At 51.9% G+C, this 21711-nt stretch carries 14 protein-coding genes; 9 read left to right on the top strand and 5 right to left on the bottom strand.

Going from position 1 to position 21711, the window contains the following annotated elements; translation table 11 throughout:
• Nucleotides 1-113 precede the first annotated feature (113 nt).
• Nucleotides 114-1007 (top strand): YcbJ family phosphotransferase, encoded by an 894-nt coding sequence (locus tag FEK50_RS21430; protein ID WP_130205335.1) that lies wholly within the window; start codon nt 114-116, stop codon nt 1005-1007.
• Here the strand turns inward: FEK50_RS21430 and elyC are convergent.
• Nucleotides 984-1763 (bottom strand): envelope biogenesis factor ElyC, encoded by a 780-nt coding sequence (gene elyC, locus FEK50_RS21425; RefSeq protein WP_131162329.1) that lies wholly within the window; start codon nt 1761-1763, stop codon nt 984-986. The genes FEK50_RS21430 and elyC overlap by 24 nt on opposite strands.
• A gap of 135 nt (nt 1764-1898) precedes the next feature.
• Here elyC and cmoM point away from each other — a divergent pair, with 135 nt between their 5' ends.
• The 7 genes from cmoM (at nt 1899) to gloC (ending at nt 12656) form a co-directional block, all read left to right on the top strand.
• Nucleotides 1899-2684, top strand: coding sequence for a tRNA uridine 5-oxyacetic acid(34) methyltransferase CmoM (gene cmoM, locus FEK50_RS21420; protein ID WP_130260779.1), 786 nt, complete (start codon nt 1899-1901; stop codon nt 2682-2684).
• Nucleotides 2681-4003, top strand: coding sequence for a chromosome partition protein MukF (gene mukF, locus FEK50_RS21415; protein WP_130205341.1), 1323 nt, complete (start codon nt 2681-2683; stop codon nt 4001-4003). Before cmoM ends, mukF begins: the two co-directional genes overlap by 4 nt.
• On the top strand, nt 3984-4688 hold the full coding sequence (gene mukE / locus FEK50_RS21410; RefSeq protein ID WP_010344468.1) for a chromosome partition protein MukE: 705 nt from the start codon (nt 3984-3986) through the stop codon (nt 4686-4688). Before mukF ends, mukE begins: the two co-directional genes overlap by 20 nt.
• Nucleotides 4688-9148, top strand: a complete 4461-nt coding sequence (gene mukB / locus FEK50_RS21405; protein ID WP_130258245.1) for a chromosome partition protein MukB — start codon at nt 4688-4690, stop codon at nt 9146-9148. The genes mukE and mukB overlap by 1 nt, the downstream gene beginning before the upstream one ends.
• A gap of 257 nt (nt 9149-9405) precedes the next feature.
• Entirely contained in the window at nt 9406-11253 is a 1848-nt protein-coding gene (ldtD, locus tag FEK50_RS21400; protein WP_130260781.1) for a L,D-transpeptidase, read from the top strand.
• Nucleotides 11254-11433: 180 nt separating this feature from the next.
• Nucleotides 11434-11982 (top strand): YcbK family protein, encoded by a 549-nt coding sequence (locus FEK50_RS21395; RefSeq protein WP_130205347.1) that lies wholly within the window; start codon nt 11434-11436, stop codon nt 11980-11982.
• 26 nt (nt 11983-12008) lie between these two features.
• The gene (gene gloC, locus FEK50_RS21390) at nt 12009-12656 is read left to right on the top strand and encodes a hydroxyacylglutathione hydrolase GloC (RefSeq protein WP_131162328.1); all 648 of its coding nucleotides are present in this window, start codon (nt 12009-12011) and stop codon (nt 12654-12656) included.
• Between the two features lie 221 nt (nt 12657-12877).
• Here gloC and aspC read toward each other — a convergent pair whose 3' ends face one another.
• From aspC to pncB, 4 genes are all read right to left on the bottom strand, one after another.
• Entirely contained in the window at nt 12878-14068 is a 1191-nt protein-coding gene (gene aspC, locus FEK50_RS21385) for an aspartate transaminase (RefSeq protein ID WP_130205351.1), read from the bottom strand.
• Nucleotides 14069-14251: 183 nt separating this feature from the next.
• Nucleotides 14252-15322 carry a porin OmpF gene (ompF, locus tag FEK50_RS21380; RefSeq protein WP_130205353.1) on the bottom strand — a complete coding sequence of 357 codons (1071 nt, stop codon included), beginning with the start codon at nt 15320-15322 and terminating at the stop codon, nt 14252-14254.
• A gap of 602 nt (nt 15323-15924) precedes the next feature.
• Entirely contained in the window at nt 15925-17325 is a 1401-nt protein-coding gene (asnS, locus tag FEK50_RS21375) for an asparagine--tRNA ligase (protein ID WP_131162327.1), read from the bottom strand.
• 167 nt (nt 17326-17492) lie between these two features.
• On the bottom strand, nt 17493-18695 hold the full coding sequence (gene pncB / locus FEK50_RS21370; RefSeq protein WP_131162326.1) for a nicotinate phosphoribosyltransferase: 1203 nt from the start codon (nt 18693-18695) through the stop codon (nt 17493-17495).
• Between the two features lie 265 nt (nt 18696-18960).
• Between pncB and pepN the strand changes: the two genes are divergently transcribed.
• Nucleotides 18961-21573, top strand: a complete 2613-nt coding sequence (gene pepN / locus FEK50_RS21365) for an aminopeptidase N (RefSeq protein ID WP_131162325.1) — start codon at nt 18961-18963, stop codon at nt 21571-21573.
• Nucleotides 21574-21711: the final 138 nt, after the last annotated feature.

Here is a 21711-nt window from a genome sequence, read left to right as displayed (position 1 = left end):
CGTAGCGTTACGATTCTCTTCATTTTTTCCCTTCAACAATTGATCTCATTCAGGTGACATCTTTTACATTGGCGCTCATTATGAAAGCAGTAGCTTTTATGAGGGTAATCTGAATGGAACAGCTGCGTGCCGAACTAAGCCATTTACTGGGCGAAAGATTGAGTCGTATAGAGTGTGTGAATGAAAAAGCAGACACAACTCTGTGGGCGTTGTATGACAGCCAGGGAAACCCGATGCCGCTCATGGCGCGAAGTTTTTCTACCCCGGGGCAGGCCAGACAGCTGGCATGGAAAACCACCATGCTGGCTCGGAGCGGGACTGTTCGCATGCCGACTATCTATGGCGTGATGACGCATGAAGAACATCCCGGCCCCGATGTCTTGTTGCTGGAGCGGATGCGCGGTGTTTCTGTGGAAGCTCCCGCAAGAACGCCAGAGCGCTGGGAACATCTGAAAGATCAAATTGTTGAAGCATTGCTGGCCTGGCACCGTCAGGACAGCCGCGGATGTGTTGGCGCGGTTGACAATACTCAGGAAAATTTCTGGCCTTCCTGGTATCGTCAGCACGTTGAAATGCTGTGGGCGACGCTCAATCAGTTCAATAACACAGGTTTAACCATGCAGGATAAGCGGATTCTGTTTCGCACTCGTGAATGTCTGCCGGTGTTGTTTGAAGGTTTTAACGATAATTGTGTGCTGATTCACGGCAATTTCTGTTTGCGTAGCATGCTGAAAGATTCCCGTAGCGATCAGCTCCTGGCGATGGTCGGACCGGGGTTAATGCTCTGGGCACCGCGTGAGTATGAATTATTCCGGTTGATGGATAACACCCTGGCGGAAGATTTGCTCTGGAGTTACCTTCAACGCGCGCCAGTGGCAGAGTCTTTCATCTGGCGGCGTTGGCTGTATGTGTTATGGGATGAAGTTGCGCAACTGGTCAATACCGGGCGATTTAACCGTAGCAACTTTGATCTGGCGACTAAATCACTCCTGCCGTGGCTCGCCTGACGTACCTTTTAGCCACTGCCAGATGCGGCCAAGCGTTTCATAGCCAACGCGGTCGCTATGCATTAACCAGACCGGAGAGGGGATTGCCCGTTCCCACGGATTAAGCGGCGAGTCGATTGCCAACTGGTTCGCCGGGGCTGGCAGCGGATTTAGCCCTTCCTGCTGAAAAAAGATCATCGCGCGTGGCAAATGAGACGCAGATGTCACCAGCAGGAAAGGGGCATCGCCAATCGCCTGTTTCACTGCGGCAGCTTCTTCTTCGGTATCTTTTGGTAAATCCAGTGTGATAATTTGCTCGCGTGGGACACCCAGCGATTGCGCCACTCTGGCACCTACTTCCGCTGTACTCACCGCATTGGTTTTTGCTACGCCTCCCGTGAAGATCAGCTTTGATCCCGGATTTTCGCGCCATAAGCGAATACCTTCATTCAGGCGCGGCAAACTGTTATTGATTAAATTAGAGCTCGGTGCCCACTGCGGGTTCCAGGTATAACCACCTCCGAGCACCACGATATAGTCCACTTTTTGCGAATTATTCCATGTCGGATAGGTGCTTTCGATGGGACGCAGCAGGCGGTCGGCTACCGGTTGCAAACTCAATAACAAGAGCGCCAGCCACCCAATGCTAATAAAAATCTTCCCGGTTTTTTGAAAACGGCTAAACCACAGCAGCGCCAGGCCAGCGCCAATAATCAACAACATCAGCGGAAGTGGCAGCAACATATTGCCAATCACTTTTTTCAGTGTAAAAAGCATCCTTTTTGGTTCCTTTTTTGACCATATAGCAAGGGATCGCCAGCGATATTACACCAGACGGGTTCATTCTCGCCGTGGCTGTGACAAAATAGCGTCTTTATCAGAAAACGTCTTAGCCAACCGGTGGAGAAAGCAATGCAGGATCGCAATTTTGATGATATTGCGGAAAAGTTTTCCCGTAACATTTACGGCACCACCAAAGGGCAGCTTCGACAGGCTATTCTGTGGCAAGATCTCGATCGCGTGCTGGCGGAAATGGGCGCGCAAAAACTGCGTGTGCTGGATGCCGGTGGCGGTGAAGGGCAGACCGCAATCAAAATGGCCGAGCGCGGGCATCAGGTCATTTTATGCGATCTCTCTGCGCAGATGATCGACCGCGCAAAACAGGCGGCAGAAGCAAAAGGTGTGAGCGACAACATGCAATTTATACATTGCGCCGCTCAGGATGTTGCTTCACATTTGGAAACGCCCGTTGATCTGATATTGTTCCATGCGGTGCTGGAGTGGGTGGCCGATCCCCGCAGCGTATTGCAGACCCTGTGGTCCGTGTTGCGTCCAGGCGGTGTGTTGTCGTTAATGTTCTACAATGCGCACGGCTTGCTGATGCATAACATGGTCGCCGGGAATTTTGATTACGTGCAGGCGGGAATGCCGAAAAAGAAAAAACGGACGCTTTCGCCAGATTATCCACGCGACCCGGCGCAGGTTTATCTGTGGCTGGAAGAAGCTGGTTGGCAAATTATGGGTAAGACAGGCGTTCGCGTGTTTCATGATTATCTGCGTGAAAAGCACCAACAGCGCGACAGCTATGAAGCATTACTTGAATTAGAAACGCGTTATTGCCGTCAGGAACCGTATATTAACCTGGGGCGTTATATTCATGTCACCGCGCACAAACCGCAGAGCAAGGATAAAGTATGAGTGAATTATCCCAGACAGTCCCCGAACTGGTTGCCTGGGCCAGAAAAAATGACTTCTCCATCTCGCTGCCGGTAGACCGACTCTCTTTTCTGCTGGCTGTTGCCACGCTGAATGGCGAGCGTCTTGATGGTGAGATGAGTGAGGGCGAGCTGGTGGATGCGTTCCGCCATGTGAGTGATGCGTTTGAGCAAACCAGCGAAACCATCGGCGTGCGCGCCAACAACGCGATCAACGATATGGTGCGTCAACGTCTGCTGAACCGCTTTACCAGCGAGCAGGCGGAAGGGAATGCTATTTATCGCCTGACGCCGCTCGGCATCGGCATTACTGACTACTACATCCGTCAGCGCGAGTTTTCTACGTTGCGCCTTTCTATGCAGTTGTCGATTGTGGCGGGTGAGTTAAAACGTGCAGCCGATGCCGCTGAAGAGGGCGGTGATGAATTTCACTGGCACCGCAACGTCTATGCGCCGCTGAAATATTCGGTAGCGGAAATTTTCGACAGCATCGACCTGACGCAACGTCTGATGGACGAACAGCAGCAGCAGGTGAAGGACGATATCGCTCAGTTGCTGAATAAAGACTGGCGGGCGGCGATCTCCAGCTGTGAATTGTTGCTTTCGGAAACTTCCGGAACGCTGCGTGAATTGCAGGATACGCTGGAAGCGGCAGGCGACAAACTCCAGGCCAATCTGTTGCGCATTCAGGATGCCACTATGACCCATGACGATCTGCATTTTGTCGATCGTCTGGTGTTCGATCTGCAGAGCAAACTCGACCGTATTATCAGTTGGGGCCAGCAATCCATCGACTTGTGGATTGGCTACGATCGCCACGTACACAAATTTATTCGTACCGCTATCGATATGGATAAAAACCGCGTCTTTGCCCAGCGTTTACGCCAGTCGGTACAAACCTATTTTGATGAGCCGTGGGCGCTGACTTACGCCAATGCCGATCGTCTGCTGGATATGCGTGACGAAGAGATGGCACTGCGCGATGAAGAAGTGACCGGGGAACTTCCGCCAGATTTAGAGTACGAAGAGTTTAACGAGATCCGCGAACAACTCGCAGCGATTATCGAAGAGCAGCTCGCCGTCTATAAAACCAGGCAAGTACCGCTGGATCTTGGTCTGGTGGTACGCGAATATCTGGCGCAGTATCCGCGTGCGCGTCACTTTGACGTCGCGCGTATTGTTATTGATCAGGCGGTACGCCTCGGCGTAGCGCAAGCAGACTTCACCGGACTGCCAGCGAAATGGCAGCCGATTAATGATTACGGAGCCAAGGTACAGGCGCATGTCATCGACAAATATTGAACAAGTGATGCCGGTTAAGCTGGCGCAGGCGCTGGCGAATCCGTTATTTCCGGCGCTGGATAGCGCCTTACGTTCAGGCCGCCATATTGGCCTCGACGAACTGGATAATCATGCTTTCCTGATGGATTTTCAGGAATATCTGGAAGAATTTTACGCGCGTTATAACGTGGAGCTAATCCGCGCGCCGGAAGGTTTCTTCTATTTACGTCCACGTTCCACCACCATCATCCCACGTTCCGTGTTGTCGGAACTGGACATGATGGTCGGGAAAATCCTCTGTTATCTCTATCTCAGCCCGGAACGGCTGGCGAACGAGGGGATCTTTACCCAGCAGGAACTGTATGACGAACTGCTCACCCTGGCCGATGAAGCAAAATTGCTGAAACTGGTGAACAATCGTTCTACCGGTTCAGACGTTGACCGCCAGAAGTTGCAGGAAAAAGTACGCTCTTCGCTCAACCGTCTGCGTCGCTTAGGCATGGTGTGGTTTATGGGCCACGACAGCAGCAAGTTCCGCATTACCGAATCGGTGTTCCGCTTTGGTGCCGATGTGCGTGCGGGCGACGATCCGCGTGAAGCACAACGTCGTCTGATTCGCGATGGTGAAGCAATGTCGCTGGAAAATCACCTGCAACTCAATGACGAAACTGAAGAGAATCAGCCAGATAGCGGAGAGGAAGAATAATGATTGAACGCGGTAAATTTCGCTCACTGACGCTGATTAACTGGAACGGCTTTTTTGCTCGCACCTTTGACCTGGATGAGTTGGTCACGACGCTTTCCGGCGGTAACGGTGCGGGTAAATCCACCACGATGGCGGCGTTTGTTACGGCGCTCATTCCCGACTTGACCCTGCTGCATTTCCGTAACACCACGGAAGCCGGGGCTACCAGCGGTTCGCGCGATAAAGGTCTGCACGGTAAGCTGAAAGCGGGTGTCTGTTATTCGATGCTCGACACCATTAACTCGCGCCACCAGCGCGTGGTGGTCGGTGTGCGTCTGCAACAGGTTGCCGGACGCGATCGTAAAGTGGATATCAAGCCGTTTGCCATTCAGGGACTGCCGATGTCGGTGCAGCCGACACAGCTGGTGACCGAATCCCTGAACGAACGTCAGGCGCGCGTGCTGCCGCTTAACGAGCTCAAAGACAAGCTCGAGGCGATGGAAGGCGTGCAGTTTAAACAGTTCAACTCCATTACCGATTACCACTCGCTGATGTTCGATCTGGGCATCATCGCGCGTCGTCTGCGCTCAGCGTCTGATCGTAGTAAATTCTATCGTCTGATCGAAGCTTCGCTGTACGGCGGGATCTCCAGTGCCATTACCCGTTCTCTGCGCGACTACCTGCTGCCGGAAAACAGCGGCGTGCGTAAAGCGTTCCAGGACATGGAAGCGGCGCTGCGTGAAAACCGTATGACGCTGGAAGCGATTCGCGTCACCCAGTCGGACCGCGACCTGTTTAAACATCTGATCAGCGAAGCCACCAACTACGTGGCGGCGGACTACATGCGTCACGCCAACGAGCGCCGTGTCCATCTCGATAAAGCGCTGGAGTTTCGTCGCGAGCTACATACTTCGCGTCAGCAACTGGCGGCGGAGCAGTACAAACATGTCGATATGGCGCGTGAACTGGCAGAGCACAACGGTGCCGAGGGCGATCTGGAAGCGGATTATCAGGCGGCCAGCGATCACCTGAACCTGGTGCAAACCGCACTGCGTCAGCAGGAGAAGATCGAACGTTACGAAGCAGATCTCGATGAACTGCAGATCCGTCTCGAAGAGCAAAATGAAGTGGTGGCAGAAGCCATCGAGCGTCAGGAAGATAACGAAGCGCGCGCGGAAGCCGCCGAACTGGAAGTGGACGAGCTGAAAAGCCAGCTTGCCGACTACCAGCAGGCGCTGGACGTCCAGCAAACGCGTGCGATCCAGTACAACCAGGCGATTGCTGCGCTTAATCGCGCCAAAGAACTGTGCCATCTGCCCGACTTAACCGCCGACAGCGCCGCCGAATGGCTGGAAACCTTCCAGGCGAAAGAGCTGGAAGCGACCGAAAAAATGCTCTCTCTTGAGCAGAAAATGAGCATGGCGCAAACCGCGCACAGCCAGTTTGAGCAGGCTTATCAACTGGTGGTCGCAATCAACGGCCCGCTGGCGCGTAACGAGGCGTGGGATGTCGCCCGCGAACTGCTGCGCGAAGGGGTCGATCAGCGTCACCTGGCAGAGCAGGTTCAGCCACTGCGGATGCGCTTAAGCGAACTGGAACAGCGTCTGCGCGAGCAGCAAGAAGCTGAGCGTCTGCTGGCAGATTTCTGCAAACGTCAGGGCAAGAATTTTGATATCGACGAACTGGAAGCCCTGCATCAGGAACTGGAAGCGCGCATTGCCTCTCTTTCTGACAGCGTTTCCAACGCCCGTGAAGAGCGCATGGCACTGCGTCAGGAACAAGAACAGCTGCAATCCCGTATTCAGAGCCTGATGCAGCGTGCGCCGGTTTGGCTGGCAGCGCAAAACAGCCTCAATCAGTTGAGCGAGCAGTGCGGTGAAGAGTTCACCTGCAGCCAGGATGTCACCGAATATCTGCAACAACTGCTGGAGCGTGAGCGCGAAGCGATTGTTGAACGTGATGAAGTGGGCGCGCGCAAAAACGCTGTCGATGAAGAGATCGAACGTTTAAGCCAGCCAGGCGGCTCCGAAGACCAGCGTCTGAATGCGCTGGCCGAGCGTTTTGGCGGCGTGCTGCTGTCAGAAATTTATGACGACGTTAGCCTGGAAGATGCGCCGTACTTCTCGGCGCTGTATGGCCCGTCTCGCCACGCCATTGTGGTGCCGGATCTGTCTCAGGTGGCCGAACAGCTGGAAGGCTTAACCGATTGTCCGGAAGATCTCTACTTGATCGAGGGGGATCCGCAGTCGTTCGATGATAGCGTGTTCAACGTCGATGAGCTGGAAAAAGCGGTGGTGGTGAAAACCGCCGAGCGTCAGTGGCGTTACTCGCGCTTCCCGGAAGTGCCGCTGTTTGGTCGCGCGGCGCGTGAAAGCCGGATCGAAAGCTTGCACGCCGAGCGCGAATTGCTCTCTGAACGCTTTGCTACGCTCTCCTTTGATGTTCAGAAAACCCAGCGACTGCATCAGGCATTCAGCCGCTTTATTGGCAGCCATCTGGCAGTGGCGTTTGAGTCCGATCCAGAAGCCGAAATTCGCCAACTGAACAGCCGTCGTGTCGAACTGGAGCGGGCGTTGAGTAATCATGAAAATGATAACCAGCAGCAGCGAATTCAGTTTGAGCAGGCGAAAGAGGGCGTTGCGGCACTGAACCGTATCCTGCCGCGTCTCAACCTGTTAGCGGATGACTCACTGGCGGATCGTGTCGATGAAATCCGCGAACGTCTTGATGAAGCTCAGGAAGCCGCGCGTTTTGTTCAGCAGTTTGGCAATCAACTGGCGAAACTGGAGCCGATCGTTTCTGTGTTGCAGAGCGACCCGGAACAGTTCGAACAGTTAAAAGAAGATTACGCGTATTCTCAGCAGATGCAGCGCGATGCCCGTCAACAGGCATTTGCCCTGACTGAAGTGGTACAGCGTCGTGCGCACTTTAGCTACTCTGACTCGGCAGAAATGCTGAGTGGGAACAGCGATCTCAACGAAAAACTGCGCGAACGTCTGGAGCAGGCGGAAGCGGAACGTACTCGTGCTCGTGAAGCGTTGCGCGGCCACGCTGCGCAGTTGAGTCAGTACAACCAGGTACTGGCTTCGCTGAAAAGTTCTTACGACACCAAAAAAGAGCTGCTTAACGATCTACAACGAGAACTGCAGGATATCGGCGTGCGTGCCGATAGCGGGGCAGAAGAGCGGGCGCGTATTCGCCGTGACGAATTGCATGCGCAACTGAGCAATAACCGTTCACGCCGCAATCAACTGGAAAAAGCGCTGACCTTCTGCGAAGCGGAGATGGACAACCTGACCCGCAAACTACGCAAGCTGGAGCGGGATTACTTTGAGATGCGCGAGCAGGTAGTGACCGCGAAAGCGGGCTGGTGTGCGGTAATGCGCATGGTGAAAGATAATGGCGTTGAGCGCCGCTTACACCGTCGTGAGCTAGCCTATCTCTCCGCTGATGATTTGCGTTCCATGTCGGATAAGGCGTTAGGTGCGCTGCGTCTGGCGGTGGCGGATAACGAACATCTGCGCGACGTGCTGCGCATGTCGGAAGATCCAAAACGACCTGAGCGCAAAATCCAGTTCTTCGTGGCGGTTTATCAGCATCTGCGCGAACGTATTCGCCAGGATATTATTCGTACCGATGATCCGGTGGAAGCTATCGAGCAGATGGAAATCGAACTTAGCCGTCTGACCGAAGAGTTAACTTCTCGCGAACAGAAACTGGCGATCAGCTCCCGCAGTGTGGCGAACATCATTCGCAAAACCATTCAGCGCGAACAGAACCGTATCCGCATGCTCAACCAGGGCTTGCAGAGCGTATCGTTCGGTCAGGTGAACAGTGTGCGTCTGAACGTGAACGTGCGTGAAACCCACGCCATGCTGCTTGACGTGCTTTCAGAACAGCATGAGCAACATCAGGATCTATTCAAGAGCAACCGTCTAACCTTCTCGGAGGCTCTGGCAAAACTGTATCAGCGACTTAATCCACAAATTGATATGGGTCAGCGCACGCCGCAAACCATTGGTGAAGAACTTCTGGATTACCGTAACTACCTGGAGATGGAAGTTGAGGTTAACCGTGGTTCCGATGGCTGGTTGCGCGCGGAGTCTGGCGCACTGTCGACCGGTGAGGCTATCGGTACGGGTATGTCGATTCTGGTGATGGTGGTACAGAGCTGGGAAGATGAATCTCGCCGCCTGCGCGGTAAAGATATCTCTCCTTGCCGTCTGCTATTCCTCGATGAAGCTGCGCGACTGGATGCCCGTTCCATCGCCACGCTGTTTGAATTGTGTGAGCGTTTGCAAATGCAGCTCATCATCGCGGCACCTGAAAATATCAGCCCGGAGAAAGGCACCACCTATAAACTGGTGCGTAAAGTCTTCCAGAATACCGAACACGTTCACGTCGTCGGCCTGCGAGGATTTGCGCCGCAACTCCCTGAAACGCTTCCAGGTACGGATGAAGCGCCTTCTCAGGCAAGTTAAGTTCAAGGCGGCAGCGATGCCGCCTTTTTTTTCGAAAAACTCCGTTTCTGCACTAAAAAAATGCCGCATTATGGCGCGCTTTTCTTTAAACTTCTTTACATTAGGTTGTGTAAAAACGTACCGACGTTTATATACTGAAGGTAAGCTTGATAAGTAACAGGCTTGCTCGTCATACTTTCATGAGTATTGGCGTTGTAAAGGCAGTTAAGATAAAACAGCCTGGCTATTCAGAGTATGATAAAAACAGGGGGCAAGGGATGTTGCTTAACATGATGTGTGGTCGTCGGCTTTCGGCAATCAGTTTGTGCCTGGCCGTAACATTCGCTCCACTGTTCAGTGTGCAGGCTGATGAGCCTGAGGTTATCCCTGGTGACAGCCCGGTGGCTGTAAGTGAACAGGGAGATGTACTGCCGCAGGCGCAAGCCACGGCAATAATGGCGGGGATCCAACCGCTACCTGAAGGTGCGGCAGAAAAGGCCCGCACGCAAATTGAATCACAATTACCTGCAGGTTATAAGCCGGTTTATCTTAACCAGCTTCAACTCTTGTATGCAGCACGCGATATGCAGCCGATGTGGGAAAATCGTGATGCAGTTAAAGCTTTCCAGCAGCAGTTGGCGGAAGTGGCGATTGCCGGTTTTCAACCGCAGTTTAACAAATGGGTGGAGTTACTGACTGACCCTGGCGTTAACGGTATGGCACGTGATGTGGTGCTATCGGATGCAATGATGGGGTATCTCCATTTCGTCGCAAACATTCCGGTCAAAGGTACCCGCTGGCTGTACAGCAGTAAACCTTATGCGCTCTCAACACCGCCGCTCTCGGTCATTAACCATTGGCAGGTGGCGCTGGATAACGGTCAACTGACCACGTTTGTCACAGGGTTGGCACCACAGCATCCGCAATATTCAGCAATGCATGAATCTTTGCTGAACTTATTGAGTGATTCCAAACCGTGGCCGCAACTGACCGGTAAAGCAACGCTACGCCCTGGTCAATGGAGTAACGACGTCCCGGCGCTGCGCGAGATTTTGCAGCGTACAGGTATGCTCGAAGGTGGGCCGAAAATAGCACTGCCGGGCGATGAAACATCGACAGGCGCGGTAGTTAGTCCGTCTGCCGCTGCAATTGAAACAGCCGAAACTAAGCCGATGGGTAAGCAAACTACAGCTCGCAGTAAACCTGCGCCAGCCGTCCGAGCTGCCTATGATAATGAGCTGGTGGAAGCCGTGAAACGTTTTCAGGCATGGCAAGGCTTAGGGGCAGATGGCTCTATTGGCCCGGCAACGCGAGACTGGTTAAACGTCACGCCTGCACAGCGAGCGGGCGTGCTGGCGCTCAATATCCAGCGATTGCGCTTGCTGCCATCCGAGCTTTCTACTGGCATCATGGTTAACATTCCGGCCTATTCGCTGGTCTATTATCAGAACGGCAATCAAGTGCTGGATTCAAGGGTCATTGTCGGTCGTCCCGATCGCAAAACGCCGATGATGAGCAGTGCCTTAAACAATGTGGTGGTAAACCCGCCGTGGAACGTACCACCGACGCTGGCACGCAAAGATATTCTGCCAAAGGTGCGTAACGATCCCGGTTATCTTGAAAGCCATGGCTATACGGTTATGCGCGGCTGGAACAGCAAAGATGCGCTTGACCCGTGGCAGATTGACTGGTCGACGATAACCGCATCGAATTTGCCGTTCCGCTTCCAGCAAGCTCCTGGCCCGCGAAATTCGCTAGGACGGTATAAATTTAATATGCCGAGTTCAGACGCTATCTATTTGCATGACACGCCGAATCACAATCTTTTCAAACGTGAAACGCGCGCGTTGAGTTCTGGCTGTGTGCGGGTGAATAAGGCGTCGGATCTGGCAAATATGCTGCTGCAGGATGCTGGCTGGAATGACAAGCGTATCTCCGATGCTCTAAAGCGGGGTGATACCCGTTACGTTAATATTCGTCAATCGATACCGGTTAATCTTTACTATCTGACCGCTTTTGTTGGTGCAGATGGTCGAACCCAATATCGTACAGATATTTACAATTATGATCTGCCGGCACGATCCAGCTCGCAAATTGTCTCAAAAGCGGAACAATTAATCAGGTAAATGAAGTAGTTCGGGAAAATCTGTTGTCGTAATAATTAGCATTTTCGGGGGCTATTCTCTGTAGCCCCCGTCGCTGCTGGGGGTGAGTCATCTTGACGTCAGCTTTATGGGCGGTTAAGGTGCCTCTTGTGCGCCAGAAGTGCATATAAACGATAACATTGACCTGTAGACTTGATTATCATGGACAAATTCGACGCTAATCGCCGCAAACTACTGGCGCTTGGTGGTGTTGCACTTGGTGCCGCCATCCTGCCGACGCCTTCATTTGCGACACTCTCTACCCCACGTCCGCGCATTTTGACACTTAACAATCTCCATACCGGAGAGTCAATTAAGGCGGAGTTTTTCGATGGCAGAGGCTATATTCAGGAAGAATTGGCAAAACTAAACCATTTTTTCCGCGATTTCCGCGCGAACAAAATAAGGTCCATCGACCCAGGATTATTCGACCAGTTATATCGCCTGCAAGGGTTGTTAGGCACTCGCAAGCCAGTACAGCTCATTTCTGGCTACCGTTCGATTGACACCAATAATGAATTACGCGCCCACAGCCGTGGAGTAGCAAAGAAAAGCTATCACACTAAAGGGCAGGCGATGGACTTCCATATTGAAGGTATTGCGTTAAGCAATATACGCAAAGCAGCGTTATCTATGCGCGCAGGTGGTGTAGGATATTACCCACGCAGTAACTTTGTGCATATTGATACCGGGCCAGCGCGGCACTGGTAACAATCGCTTAACGAAACAGGGGCAGTATGAATTATCGTATTATTCCGGTCACCGCATTTTCCCAGAACTGTTCATTGATCTGGTGTGAGCAAACTCGCCTGGCCGCACTGGTCGATCCGGGTGGCGATGCGGAAAAAATCAAACAGGAAGTTGACGCCAGCGGCCTGACGCTAATGCAGATCCTGCTGACGCATGGTCATCTGGACCACGTTGGCGCAGCGGCGGAACTGGCACAACACTACGGTGTGCCAGTGCTTGGCCCGGAAAAAGAAGATGAGTTCTGGCTGCAAGGCTTGCCTGCGCAGAGTCGCATGTTTGGCCTGGAAGAGTGTCAGCCATTAACGCCAGATCGCTGGCTGAATGAAGGCGACACTATCAGCATAGGGAATGTGACTTTACAGGTGTTACATTGCCCAGGGCATACGCCAGGCCATGTGGTTTTCTTTGATCATCAGGCAAAACTGTTGATTTCTGGCGACGTCCTTTTCAAAGGCGGAGTAGGGCGCAGTGACTTCCCACGAGGCGATCACAATCAACTGATTTCTTCAATCAAAGATAAATTGCTGCCATTGGGGGATGACGTGACATTTATTCCGGGTCACGGACCATTATCCACTCTTGGTTATGAGCGCCTGCATAACCCCTTCCTGCAAGACGAAATGCCCGTCTGGTAAAAGCGCATAAAAAAGCCCGCTTTTAATGCGGGCCTGGATTTCTGACAAAGTGCGCTTTGTTTATGCCGGATGCGGCGCGAGCACCTTATCCAGCTTACAAAATCGTGCAAATTCAAAATATTGCAGGGGACGCGTAGGCCTGATAAGCGTAGCGCATCAGGCAATGTTGCGTTTGTCATCAGTCTCAGCCCGCTTTCAGCGGGCTTCATTGGTTTTAACGCTTACAGCACAGCCACAATCGCTTCGCACAGCGGCGCCATATTATCTGGCGTCATTCCGGCCACGTTTACGCGACCAGAAGCAACAGCGTACACGCCAAACTCTTCACGCAGACGCAGTACCTGTTCTTTTGTCAGGCCACTGAAAGAGAACATACCATTCTGTTTGATGATAAAGCTAAAGTCGCGGTTTGCGCCTTTCTCCTGCAGTGTATTAACAAATAACTGACGCATACGCTGAATGCGCTGGCGCATATCGGTCAGCTCTTGTTCCCAGATCGCACGCAAAGCCTCGTTGCTCAGGATCGTAGCAACAACCGAAGCCCCGTGAGCCGGTGGGTTAGAATAGTTTGCACGAATTACTGCTTTCATCTGGCTGAATGCACGATCGACGGTTTCACTGTCTGCGGCAACCAGAGTACAAGCGCCAACACGCTCGTTGTACAGGCCAAAGTTCTTAGAGTAGGAACTGGCGACGATCAGCTCTTTATGCAGAGCCGCGAAAGCGCGCAGACCTTCAGCATCCTCTTCCAGACCACGGGCGAAACCCTGGTAAGCGAAGTCAAATAGCGGCAGCCAGCCTTTCTCAACAGAAAGCTGCGCCAGTGTTTGCCATTGCTCCAGTGTAGGATCGATGCCGGTAGGGTTATGGCAGCAGCCGTGGAACAGGACAACGTCACCAGCCTGAGCTTCGTTCAGACTGTTAACTAAAGCGTCGAAGTCCAGAGTGTGATTTTCTGCATCGTAATAAGCGTATTCACGAACTTCCAGACCCGCAGAGTTAAATACGCTCTTATGGTTTGGCCAGCTTGGGTTGCTCACCCACACGCGCTTAACGCTGGTATTTTTTGCCAGGAAATCGGCGGCTACACGTAATGCACCGGTACCACCTGGGGTCTGGGCTGTACGTGCGCGTTTGTCATTGATTAAGGCGCTACCTTTACCAAACAGCAGTTCCTGAGTACAACGACCAAATTCAGGAATACCGTCAATGCCGAGGTAGTTTTTGGTGGTTTCATTTTCGAGCAGATACTGTTCAGCCTTTTTAACGCTGGTCAATACCGGGGTTTTGCCCGTCTCATCTTTATAGACACCAATCCCGAGGTTAATTTTGCCGGGACGTTCATCGGCACGAAACAGATCGGCCAGGCCCAGAATCGGGTCGGCAGGAGCGGCGGTAATGTTCTCAAACATGACGAGGTTCCATTATGGTTACAGAAGGGAAGTCCGCTATCAGGGTAACGGGAGATTTACAAAATTCCAACTATTACTGATGAAAACGCAGGCTGTTTTTTCAAGACGTGAGATTGCTCTGGAAGGCATAAAAAAACAGGACCAAAGTCCTGTTTTTTCGGCATTTAACAAAGAGGTCTGCTATTAGAACTGGTAAACGATACCTACAGCAACGGTATCATCAGAACCTACGCCCAGTTTGTTGTCAGAATCGATCTGGTTGATGATGTAGTCAACATAGGTGGACATGTTTTTGTTGAAGTAGTAGGTTGCGCCCACTTCAACGTAGTTCACCAGATCAACATCACCGATGCCTTCTACGTCTTTCGCTTTAGATTTGGTGTAAGCGATGGACGGACGCAGACCAAAGTCAAACTGGTATTGCGCAACTAACAGAACGTCTTGCGTTTTGTTGGCAAAGCCACCAGTGATCGGGGTGGCGTTACGGGTTTCACCGTAGTTTGCAGCCAGGTAGATGTTATTTGCATCATACTTCAGACCAGTTGCCCACTGTTCAGCTTTTTTACCCTGGCCGAGAGGCTGAGCTTCTTGCAGGTCGGTGCGGTCAGCTGCACCATAAGCACCAACGATACCAAAGCCTTCGAATTCGTAGCTGATGGAACCGCCAACACCGTCGCCGTTAGAACGTCGTGCAGTATCACGCTCGTTTTTACCCAGGTACTGAACAGCGAAGTTCAGGCCATCAACCAGACCAAAGAAGTTGGAGTTACGGTAGGTAGCAACGCCGCCTACACGACCAACGAAGAAGTCATCGCTGTATGCGGTATCGCCACCGAACTCTGGCAGCATATCGGTGTAGCCCAGTGCGTCATAAACAACACCGTAATTACGACCGTAATCGAAAGAACCTACGTCAGCGTATTTCAGACCAGCGAATGCCAGACGGGTTTTGTTGCCAGTTTGAGCGTCAGCACCTTCAGAGTTGTTACCCTGGAAGTTGTATTCCCACTGACCGTAACCGGTCAGATCGGAATTGATTTGAGTTTCCCCTTTAAAACCAAGGCGGGCATAGGTCATGTCACCATTGCCACCGTAACTGTTTTCACCGTTATCCTTGGAAAAATAATGCAGACCGACAGCTTTACCGTACAGATCTACTTTGTTGCCATCTTTGTTATAGATTTCTGCAGCGTTTGCAGTACCTGCTACTAACAGAGCAGGGACAATCACTGCCAGAATATTGCGCTTCATCATTATTTATTACCCTCATGGTTTTTTTTATAACACCTGCCACTGCCGCCAATAAGTTCTGTCAATGAATCTTTACGGAACTATTGATGAGAGTTTGGTGTTTTATGTATCTGCAGGCATCTTTCCATTCAAACTAACGTTTCGCTACCGTGAAAGTGCTACAAAGATAAAGATATAGTTACAAAAAGCAAAAATGTGTAACCAATGGTAAAATTCAAGGGACTTTGTGAACGCCGTCATATTTCCATTGGACTTTAATGATATTTGCAGTGAATTTGATCTATTTATATGATTTCCTTATGTTTAAATTAACTAAACGAAAATTTTCTTTCTGATCATTTTTCCCCGCAGTCTCACTGAATCACGCTTTCAGGCGTCCAGAAAGCCAAAAATAAGTATAAAAATTGTGCTATCAGCTAAGAAATTGCTAATCCGCAATAAGACTGTGGGTTAATTTTTTGTTCGCAAATATTTCAGAGAAATATTCCGTAACAGGAAGAGGGGCCTTGAGGGGTTGCAAATAGATTGATTGACTTAACAAACAGATAACTTGACAGAAGGGGATAAAAAAGAGCCAGCGTGCGCTGGCTCTTTCAGGAAGTGAATTAGAAGCTGGCGTTACGCGGAGTACGTGGGAAAGGAATCACGTCACGCACGTTCTGTACGCCGGTCACGTAGGCAATCAGGCGTTCAAAGCCAAGACCGAAACCGGAATGTGGAACAGTACCGTAGCGACGCAGATCGCGATACCACCAGTAATCTTCTTTGTTCAGGCCCATCTCCAGCATGCGCTCGTCCAGCACGTCCAGACGCTCTTCACGCTGCGAACCACCAATGATCTCACCGATACCCGGCGCCAGAACGTCCATTGCGGCAACGGTTTTACCGTCTTCGTTAAGGCGCATATAGAACGCTTTAATGTCTTTCGGATAGTTTTTAACCACTACCGGTGCTTTAAAGTGTTCTTCCGCCAGATAACGCTCGTGCTCAGAAGAGAGATCGACGCCCCAGTAAACCGGGTTTTCAAATTTCTTACCGCAGTTTTCAAGGATGGTGACTGCTTCGGTGTAATCAACCTGGGCGAAGTCTGCTTCAATGAAACGTTCCAGGCGGCTTACAGCATCTTTGTCCACGCGTTCAGCGAAGAATTTCATGTCGTCAGCACGTTCTTCGAGAACTGCTTTGAAGACATATTTCAGCATGGCTTCAGCCAGACCGGCGATATCGTTCAGATTAGCAAACGCGACTTCTGGCTCCAGCATCCAGAATTCCGCCAGGTGACGACTGGTGTTGGAGTTTTCAGCACGGAATGTCGGGCCGAAGGTATAAATTTTCGACAGCGCACAGGCATAAGTTTCGCCGTTCAACTGGCCAGATACGGTCAGGAAAGACTCTTTACCGAAGAAGTCTTTGTCGAAATCCACTTTGCCCTGATCGTTACGCGGCAGGTTTTCCAGATCCAGCGTTGAAACGCGGAACATTTCGCCAGCGCCTTCGGTATCGGACGCGGTAATCAGCGGCGTAGAAACCCAGAAGAAGCCCTGCTCGTTAAAGAAGCGATGCAGTGCCTGTGCCAGCGTGTGGCGAACGCGTGCTACTGCGCCAATCAGGTTGGTACGCGGACGCAGGTGAGCGACTTCACGCAGATATTCGATGCTGTGGCGTTTTGCGGCCATCGGGTAAGTGTCTGGATCTTCAACCCAACCGGCAACTTCAACGTTGCTGGCCTGAATTTCAAATTGTTGCCCCTGGCCCGGCGATGCCACGACTTTACCCGTCACAATGACCGAGCAACCGGTGGTCAGACGCAGTACGTCTTCATTGTAATTGGGCAGAGAATTATTGATGACAGCCTGTACAGGATCAAAGCAGGAACCGTCATAAACGGCGAGGAAGGAGATGCCAGCTTTTGAATCTCGGCGGGTACGTACCCATCCGCGCACGGTGACTTCGCTGTCAACGGCTACGCGGCCCTGGAGTACGTCGGCTACAGGCACAACGCTCATAATATTCTCTCTGTTAATAGTCGGAAAAAATAAACACTTGTCCACCCTTCAATGGGGGGATACCTATGTTACCTGGCATCTGCAATCAGACAAGCAGAATTCGCAGGCAGGACAAAAGATTTCGGAATAAAAGGCAAAAAAGGGAGCCGAATAGCTCCCTGATGATATTAACTGGCTTTTTTAATCTGTGGAAGATCGAACGCTTTGCAAAGCGCCCGGACAAACGCTTTGTCATGGCAGATAGTTTTGCCAGGACTGTCAGAAAGCTTCGCCACCGGCTTGCCATTACACTCCACCAGCTTAATGACAATATTCAGGGGCTTAACCTGTGGGATATCACAAGTCAGGCGCGTGCCAATGCCAAAACTCAGTTGCACGCGGGAAGAGAAGTGGCGATAAAGCTCCACCGCTTTGCGTAAATCCAGATTGTCAGAGAAAACCAGGATTTTGCTCTGCGGATCAATTCCCAGCTTCTCATAATGCGCGATGGCTTTTTCGCCCCATTCTATTGGGTCACCAGAGTCATGACGCAGGCCCTGGTAGCGGCTGGCAAACTCCACGCCGAAATCACGTAAGAATGCATCCATCGTGATGCAGTCGGTTAAAGCAATACCCAGTTGATCGGGATATTCATTGAGCCACGCGGCAAGAGCGGCGCGCTGACTGTTGGCGAGAACCGGGCTAATTTGTTGATGCGCCTGGAACCATTCATGTGCCTGCGTTCCCATCGGGGTGAGCGACAGACGACGCGCCAGATCGTAATTGCTGGTGCCAACAAACCACTTTTCCTGTTGCAGACGTTTAACGATGGTTTCCTGAACTTCTCGGGAAAAACGGCGACGGGTACCAAAATCCATCAGATGGAAGCGTGACATATCGAGATCGGCAGTTAACGCCGAGAAGTCGACTAATTTGCTTTCCAGCGTATCGAGGGCTTGCGCAACGTCGGCCTGCGGTGAGCGATAGCGGTGTACCAGTTCACTAATGACTGCAAGCAAAGGAACTTCCCAGAGGATGACTTCACGCCACGGGCCGCTTAAGCGAATATCCAGCTTGCCGTTATCGTTGGTGACGGTGACCTGATCCGGGTTAAAGCGGAACTCACGCAGCCAGTTGAGATAGTCGGCCTTAAAGAAAGGCAGGGCAGAGAGCCACTGATATTCATCATCCCGCAGGCGCAAGTATTGCATCGCCTGAACCTGTTCACGAATAGCATCGGCATATATACCCAGCAGGTCGTCGCCACGGCAACGAAACTCTGCGGCGACATGCACATCATCGTAGTGATGAAACACGGCTTGCTGCATATGCAACTTATAAGCATCTGTATCCAGCAACGAGTGCAGAACAGGAGAAGCGAATTGTGTCATAGGTGCGCAGTAGCGTCCTCTTACGGGAGCGTTTAGTACAATAAACATCTACAGGAACTGCTGGAGTATACCTTGTTTCTTAATTTATTGAACCCCGATCACACCATATGCCACCTTTGCGGTCGAGGGCATTTTGTGGCGCATGTTATAAAAATGTAGCGAAAAGAGCGTTTGTGCCTGAAAAGATGAAGATTCTGCGTAGCGCGATTTACGCAACAGGAATAGACTGAACACCGGACTCTACAAAAGATGCGAAAGGTTCTTTATGACTCAACAGCCACAAGCCAAATACCGTCACGACTATCGTGCGCCGGACTACCAGATTACTGATATTGACTTGACCTTTGACCTTGATGCGCAAAAGACGGTGGTTATCGCTGTCAGCCAGGCTGTCCGTCATGGCGCATCAGATGCTCCGCTTCGTCTCAATGGTGAAGATCTCAAACTGGTTTCCATTCATGTTAATGATGAGCCGTGGACCGCCTGGAAAGAAGAAGAGGGCGCACTGGTCATCAGTAATTTGCCGGAGCGTTTTACGCTCAAGATTGTTAATGAAATTAGCCCGGCGGCGAATACTGCGCTGGAAGGGCTTTATCAGTCAGGCGATGCGCTTTGCACCCAGTGTGAAGCCGAAGGTTTCCGCCATATTACGTACTATCTTGATCGCCCGGACGTACTGGCGCGTTTTACCACCAAAATTATTGCCGATAAAACCAAATATCCGTTCCTGCTTTCCAACGGTAACCGCGTTGCGCAAGGCGAACTGGAAAACGGACGTCACTGGGTACAGTGGCAGGACCCGTTCCCGAAACCGTGCTACCTGTTTGCGCTGGTGGCAGGCGATTTTGATGTGCTGCGCGACACCTTCACCACGCGTTCTGGTCGCGAAGTGGCGCTGGAGCTGTATGTCGATCGTGGCAACCTCGACCGCGCACCGTGGGCGATGACTTCCCTGAAAAATTCCATGAAGTGGGATGAAGAACGCTTCGGTCTGGAATACGACCTCGACATCTATATGATCGTTGCGGTGGATTTCTTCAACATGGGCGCGATGGAGAATAAAGGTCTTAACGTCTTTAACTCCAAATATGTGCTGGCGCGTACCGACACCGCCACCGACAAAGATTACCTTGATATTGAACGCGTTATCGGTCATGAATATTTCCATAACTGGACCGGTAACCGTGTGACCTGCCGCGACTGGTTCCAGCTTAGTCTGAAAGAAGGTTTAACGGTGTTCCGCGATCAGGAGTTCAGTTCTGATCTTGGTTCCCGCGCAGTTAACCGCATCAATAATGTGCGCACCATGCGCGGATTGCAGTTTGCGGAAGACGCCAGCCCGATGGCGCACCCGATCCGCCCGGACATGGTCATTGAAATGAACAACTTCTACACCCTGACCGTTTACGAGAAGGGCGCGGAAGTGATTCGTATGATCCACACTCTGCTTGGCGAAGAAAACTTCCAGAAAGGGATGCAGCTCTATTTCGAGCGCCATGATGGCAGCGCGGCAACCTGTGACGACTTTGTTCAGGCGATGGAAGATGCGTCGAATGTCGATCTCTCCCATTTCCGCCGTTGGTACAGCCAGTCCGGTACGCCGGTTGTGACCGTCAAAGATGACTACAATCCGGAAACCGAGCAGTACACCCTGACCATCAGCCAGCACACGCCTGCTACGCCGGATCAGGCAGAAAAACAGCCGTTGCATATTCCGTTTGCCATCGAACTGTATGATAACGAAGGTAAAGTGATCCCGTTGCAGAAAGGCGGTCACCCGGTTAATTCGGTGCTGAACGTTACTCAGGCGGAACAGACCTTTGCCTTTGATAATGTCTACTTCCAGCCGGTGCCTGCGCTGCTGTGCGAATTCTCTGCGCCAGTGAAACTGGAATATAAGTGGAGCGATCAGCAACTGACCTTCCTGATGCGTCATGCGCGTAATGATTTCTCCCGCTGGGATGCGGCGCAAAGCCTGCTGGCAACCTACATCAAGCTGAACGTCGTCCGTCATCAGCAAGGTCAGCCGCTGTCTCTGCCGGTGCATGTGGCTGATGCTTTCCGCGCGGTACTGCTCGATGAGAAGATTGATCCGGCGCTGGCGGCAGAAATCCTCACGCTGCCTTCCGTCAATGAAATGGCGGAACTGTTCGATATCATCGACCCGATAGCTATTGCCGAAGTGCGCGAAGCACTCACCCGTACTCTGGCGACTGAACTGGCGGATGAGCTGCTGGCTATTTATAACGCGAATTACCAGAGCGAGTACCGCGTTGAGCATGAAGATATTGCCAAACGCACTCTGCGTAATGCCTGCCTGCGCTTCCTTGCTTTTGGTGAAACGCATCTGGCTGATGTGCTGGTGAGCAAGCAGTTCCACGAAGCGAACAATATGACCGATGCGCTGGCGGCGCTCTCTGCGGCGGTTGCCGCACAGCTGCCATGCCGTGACGCGCTGATGCAGGAGTACGACGATAAGTGGCATCAGGACGGTCTGGTGATGGATAAATGGTTTATCCTGCAAGCTACCAGCCCGGCGGCGAATGTGCTGGAGACGGTGCGCGGCCTGTTGCAGCATCGCTCATTTACCATGAGTAACCCGAACCGTATTCGTTCGTTAATCGGTGCATTTGCGGGCAGCAACCCGGCAGCGTTCCATGCTGAAGATGGCAGCGGTTATCAGTTCCTGGTGGAAATGCTTACTGACCTCAACAGCCGTAACCCGCAGGTGGCTTCGCGTCTGATTGAGCCGCTGATTCGCCTGAAACGTTACGATGCTAAACGTCAGGAGAAAATGCGTGCGGCGCTGGAGCAGTTGAAAGGACTGGAAAATCTCTCTGGCGATCTGTACGAGAAAATAACTAAAGCACTGGCTTGATAAAAACATGCCTGATGCGACGCTTGCCGCGTCTTATCAGGCCTACAAACCCGTTGAAATTGCTGGTTTTGTAGGCTGGATAAGGCGTTTACGCCGCATCCGGCAACCGTGTCCAACTGCCTGATGCGACGCTTGACG

It is taken from the genome of Escherichia sp. E2586, assembly GCF_005781105.1.
Lineage (GTDB): Bacteria > Pseudomonadota > Gammaproteobacteria > Enterobacterales > Enterobacteriaceae > Escherichia.
Note: the sequence above shows the minus strand (reverse complement) of the source record. Positions and strands in the feature narration are given on the sequence as shown.

Coding starts and splice junctions, on each gene's coding strand:
- ldtD (WP_130260781.1), top strand. CDS start 9,406: ATGTTGCTTAACATGATGTGTGGTCGTCGGCTTTCGGCAATCAGTTTG.
- FEK50_RS21395 (WP_130205347.1), top strand. CDS start 11,434: ATGGACAAATTCGACGCTAATCGCCGCAAACTACTGGCGCTTGGTGGT.
- pepN (WP_131162325.1), top strand. CDS start 18,961: ATGACTCAACAGCCACAAGCCAAATACCGTCACGACTATCGTGCGCCG.
- gloC (WP_131162328.1), top strand. CDS start 12,009: ATGAATTATCGTATTATTCCGGTCACCGCATTTTCCCAGAACTGTTCA.
- FEK50_RS21430 (WP_130205335.1), top strand. CDS start 114: ATGGAACAGCTGCGTGCCGAACTAAGCCATTTACTGGGCGAAAGATTG.
- cmoM (WP_130260779.1), top strand. CDS start 1,899: ATGCAGGATCGCAATTTTGATGATATTGCGGAAAAGTTTTCCCGTAAC.
- ompF (WP_130205353.1), bottom strand. CDS start 15,322: ATGATGAAGCGCAATATTCTGGCAGTGATTGTCCCTGCTCTGTTAGTA.
- pncB (WP_131162326.1), bottom strand. CDS start 18,695: ATGACACAATTCGCTTCTCCTGTTCTGCACTCGTTGCTGGATACAGAT.
- aspC (WP_130205351.1), bottom strand. CDS start 14,068: ATGTTTGAGAACATTACCGCCGCTCCTGCCGACCCGATTCTGGGCCTG.
- elyC (WP_131162329.1), bottom strand. CDS start 1,763: ATGCTTTTTACACTGAAAAAAGTGATTGGCAATATGTTGCTGCCACTT.
- mukE (WP_010344468.1), top strand. CDS start 3,984: ATGTCATCGACAAATATTGAACAAGTGATGCCGGTTAAGCTGGCGCAG.
- mukF (WP_130205341.1), top strand. CDS start 2,681: ATGAGTGAATTATCCCAGACAGTCCCCGAACTGGTTGCCTGGGCCAGA.
- asnS (WP_131162327.1), bottom strand. CDS start 17,325: ATGAGCGTTGTGCCTGTAGCCGACGTACTCCAGGGCCGCGTAGCCGTT.
- mukB (WP_130258245.1), top strand. CDS start 4,688: ATGATTGAACGCGGTAAATTTCGCTCACTGACGCTGATTAACTGGAAC.